We start from the raw sequence: 3,992 nt of genomic DNA on the forward strand, positions 1-3,992 counted from the left end.
CTGCCCTGTATCAGCGCGTGCAGGGTGTCAGCCGTCTTGTGGCTGATGGCAATAATCAGTAAAAAAATACGGTTCCTTTCTTCTCCTACAATACCAGCTTTACCGAGCAGTTCATTCAAGCGTTTGATCAGTTTGGGTTTACTGGCAAACTGTTGCAAGGCTTCTCTTTCCTTGGCCGTTAATACCGGTAGTGCCTGCTCCGGCGGCTTTGTCTGTTGCAGCTGCTTTTCTATCAGTTGCTCCAATAAATCGGTGAGCCGGTACAGGTCGGCCTGCAGTGTAGCGGCTGGCAGGGACAGTTTTTCGCCTGCCTCTTTGCACAGTTTCTCTACCTGCTTGTCCTCGTACAGATCAATGCGGTTCCTTGCCTTTTGTGTACTGGCTTTGTCTTCTATCACCAGCATGATCTTCATATTGTCTGTGGTCTTCGGTAGGCCACCCTGTATGTAGTAGTTTACTGTATCCCTTTCGTATCGCATCTTGTAAGGGTTCGTACTGTCCAGTTCTCCGGCTGGTGTTGATGGTACTGATTGTACGGTGTGTTTTGGCGCACCACGTTCTATAAACAACTTTGCTTTTTCTTGTTGCTCACTGGCATTGTTATTTTCTTTTTCCATTGAAAAAGAAAAATCCGCCGTCCGCTGTTCCAGTAAATCAATAAAGACGCCCGTATTATCATGCGCCTGCGCCATACTGTTGATGTCTTCACCAGCTGGCATGCGTACACAGCTAAGTCGCAGGTGTGGAAGCAGTTCTTTACATACGCTTGCGTGTTTGCTGGCAGCTACTGCACCTGGCTGATCGGCATTGAGCCAAAATATAATCTCTTCTAATTGGGTTAATGATTGGATCGCTGTCTGGTGTTCCTGCGTAAATCCATTGGTACCATACAACGCTAAAACACTGTACTGCGATGCGATAGCGGGGATTTGCAGTAAGCTGGCCGCATCAATGATGCTTTCGGTGAGGATTAATTTCTTTGTATCAGTTGCGGGGTATTTAGGATATAAACCTGCCCTGTCTTTTAAATAAAAATGACGCTGGTCCTGGTTGTTTAACGTACTTCTAAAATATAAGCCTGATACATGGTTACTGCTGTCTTTGAGGGCAAACACGATGCACCATTTACCAAACACATTATACGCTGTATCACCCGTACGGCTTTTGTTACCCACATCATTTAATAAGCCATGTTCAATACAACTCTTTATCAGCGCTTCGTCTTTTCTTGTGCCGTGATGGAACTGACCTGCATTGTAGCCCACTTCCGTTTGCTTGTAGTCAATACACCTCGATTGTAAATATTCCTGTGCAGGTTTAGAGTTGTACACCGCATTCTTAAAATAGCTGAACATTTTTGTCAGCACGGCCTGACGGGTTAAGCGTTGCAGCTGGTTATCTCCGCCGATCAGTGTCTTTGCTTTTTCAATCGCTTCATGCTTACTGCACTTTTCCAGGTGCATGATAAAATCTATCACATCCATGCTCTTGCCGTGCGTGGCGCAGTTACTACTGAAGCAATACGCTGTCTGCGTTTTATAGTACACCTGTAAACTGGGCGTGCTGTCATCATGGAACGGGCAGCGCAGACGGTTCTGTTTATCCGGGTACAGGCCGTAATGCTGCAACACATCCCTCATCGGTAATTGCTCTTTAATGGTTGTTATGTCCATCGGTTGAACAGTTTTTTATGGTCAGCGTATTGTGTTCTACCCTGATCTCTACCGGATCACCTACTTTAAAACCCGCCTGTTCCAGCCACAACCCGCATACATTTAACCAGGGGATCGTTTGGCACCTGCCCGGCCTGCCCCAATCGCCGCCCGTTACTCGGCACTTGTAGTGCAGCTTCGCACGTCTGATACTCTTTACTGCCATGTGGATAATATTTTTTATTGTGAACTATCTGTCACAAATGTAAGCAATAATGCCTTTTGTTGTTGCGAACTATCTTTTTATTTACCCACAATAGTTCTCTAATTTTGTTCGTATCAGTCCAAAATCATGGTTAATTGTGCAGTATATGAACATAGGAGATAAGATTACAGACCTGCGCAAGCAGAAGAATATGAACCAGACAGAGCTCGGTAAAGCTGCCGGGGTGTCAAGGGAGATTATTGGCAGGTATGAACGTAACGAGGTAATGCCCTCTATTGAAGTGGCTGCTAAAATCGCCGAAGCCCTTGATGTTTCTTTAGATTACCTTGCCGGCAACAGCAAAAAATCCGCCATCGATAAAAAAACACTCAAACTTATTTACGAGATCGATGACCTCGAACCAGCCGTTAAAGACAAACTGTTCTTCCTCGCCAACGCCATCATCAGAGATGCTAAAACCTCTAAAGCTTATAACCACTAAACAACAAAGCCCCGGATTAATCCAGGGCTTCGTAAGCAAAAAGTTTGCTCATCTATATTGTGTCCAATCAATTCGGCTCATCAGATAAAACATAAAAACTACGTTAGCAATAACGAAAAGAACAACCAGCAAGGTAATGAAGCTCCCTATACTGTTCTTTTTCTTTGGCCATTTATTAAACTCTTTTACATACTCCCTCCACGTGTCATTATGATGGAACACGTAATAATTAAATCCGTAGACTACCGCAATTATTGTTATTGCTATTGGCATTGGATTATTAGGGAAAGCATCTCTTTTTGTACCTATTGTATAATACCCTCCAAGAGTTATTATCAAAAAACCAGTAAGAATAGTAATACAAAGTGAAGCTTTCCATTCGCTTGCCCACTTAGCAGGCGATGTTTCAAACAATCGGTAGAACTTATAGAACAGATAATAGTATGCCTTCTTTAAAGTCATTTATAATTATTTTAATTTAATGCCAATAACCTAGCTGTAATGACAAACGTTCTTGCTGTGAACTACTTTTAGTATCTAATGAGCGGTTATAATCATTTAGATATCCTTGTGCTCCACCAGGATAAAAGGCATCTACACCAAAATATGTTACTCCAACAGCGGGATTCCACAACCCATAAGCACCAACTGCTGTATTTAAAGCTGCTTTCCCTGGTAGAACTGCATTAGGATTATTTGCTCCTGAATGATAATATTTATAAACCCCAACACCATCCATAATCACACCTATACCAAGGGTAGCCCAACCAAGAGCATTACCAATTTTCCCAACACTAAATGTTTTAATTTTTGCTTTACTTCCACCTGACCAACCACTAGGATAATATTTAGGGCTGAATCTACTACCGTTCGCAGCTCCATTAGTCACTCTAAATGAACTTGTCATTTCTGCCATGCCAGCACCACTTGCGCCTAATCCCCAGTTAGCTCTACTACCCCAGTCATACCAAGAATAATCTCCCCCGGAAGAAGTGGATGAGTTTTCTTTAGCTTTTGTAGTTACTGTAACCTCAGGTATACTTCCTCCGTCTGCGCCATTAGCAACAAAACCATTGACCGCATCTTTGTTACTGGGATCATAGGTATAATACGATGTTGTTTCTCCAAGCTTGACAGCAAGAACATCTCCTTTACCAACTTTAACCTTATGAGAACCTTCTCCTTCTACCCTAACAGTATCTAATCCTTGCGGATCAACAAACGTGATCGGATTATTTTGTACAAATGAATAGGGACTTTGATTAAATGAATATTCAGAAAGAGGATCTATTTGATGAAAGTGGCCTATTTGTGGATCGTACTTTCTAAAATCAGTTGCGTACCATTCCAACCCACTACCATCACTAAATTCTTTATTCTCTAACTCTGAACTATAATTGAACCTTCTCTTATTTTCCAGTTTCCCCGCCGAACGGCTACTGATACCCGCGAGCAAACCGCCAAACGGATAATAGTGACTTTCCTCGAGTAAAGGTCCTCTATTATGCGTCACTTGTAGGTTATCAAAGAACACATCTATGTTACTCTCATTTGAACAATACACATAAAGGTACCCATTCTTGGCGATGCCTACACTTTGTGGCGGATGTGTATATACTACATTCGCATCACT

General features: G+C 42.6%; 5 protein-coding genes. 1 reads left to right on the forward strand and 4 read right to left on the reverse strand.

Annotated features, from left to right (window positions below):
- Positions 1-1,673: CHC2 zinc finger domain-containing protein (locus BLU98_RS17390; RefSeq protein ID WP_257575101.1), on the reverse strand; the 1,673-nt coding region annotated here is incomplete at its 3' end.
- Positions 1,654-1,878, reverse strand: a complete 225-nt coding sequence (locus BLU98_RS17395) for a SymE family type I addiction module toxin (protein ID WP_092727073.1) — start codon at positions 1,876-1,878, stop codon at positions 1,654-1,656. The genes BLU98_RS17390 and BLU98_RS17395, both read right to left, overlap by 20 nt.
- 145 nt (positions 1,879-2,023) lie before the next feature.
- Here BLU98_RS17395 and BLU98_RS17400 point away from each other — a divergent pair, with 145 nt between their 5' ends.
- Positions 2,024-2,359, forward strand: a complete 336-nt coding sequence (locus BLU98_RS17400) for a helix-turn-helix domain-containing protein (protein WP_092727074.1) — start codon at positions 2,024-2,026, stop codon at positions 2,357-2,359.
- Positions 2,360-2,407: 48 nt separating this feature from the next.
- On the opposite strand, the gene BLU98_RS17405 is transcribed toward BLU98_RS17400, so the two are convergent.
- Together BLU98_RS17405 and BLU98_RS17410 are read right to left on the reverse strand one after the other, a co-directional pair.
- Entirely contained in the window at positions 2,408-2,821 is a 414-nt protein-coding gene (locus tag BLU98_RS17405) for a hypothetical protein (RefSeq protein ID WP_092727075.1), read from the reverse strand.
- 16 nt (positions 2,822-2,837) lie between these two features.
- A partial coding sequence (locus BLU98_RS17410; protein WP_257575102.1) for an RHS repeat-associated core domain-containing protein occupies positions 2,838-3,992 on the reverse strand: 1,155 nt, incomplete at its 5' end.

The sequence above is a fragment of the Hydrobacter penzbergensis genome (assembly GCF_900106985.1).
Classification (GTDB): domain Bacteria; phylum Bacteroidota; class Bacteroidia; order Chitinophagales; family Chitinophagaceae; genus Sediminibacterium; species Sediminibacterium magnilacihabitans.

Bases quoted from the DNA above. Each gene is read 5' to 3' on its own strand.
- BLU98_RS17405 (WP_092727075.1), bottom strand. From the start codon at position 2,821: ATGACTTTAAAGAAGGCATACTATTATCTGTTCTATAAGTTCTACCGA.
- BLU98_RS17395 (WP_092727073.1), bottom strand. From the start codon at position 1,878: ATGGCAGTAAAGAGTATCAGACGTGCGAAGCTGCACTACAAGTGCCGA.
- BLU98_RS17400 (WP_092727074.1), top strand. From the start codon at position 2,024: ATGAACATAGGAGATAAGATTACAGACCTGCGCAAGCAGAAGAATATG.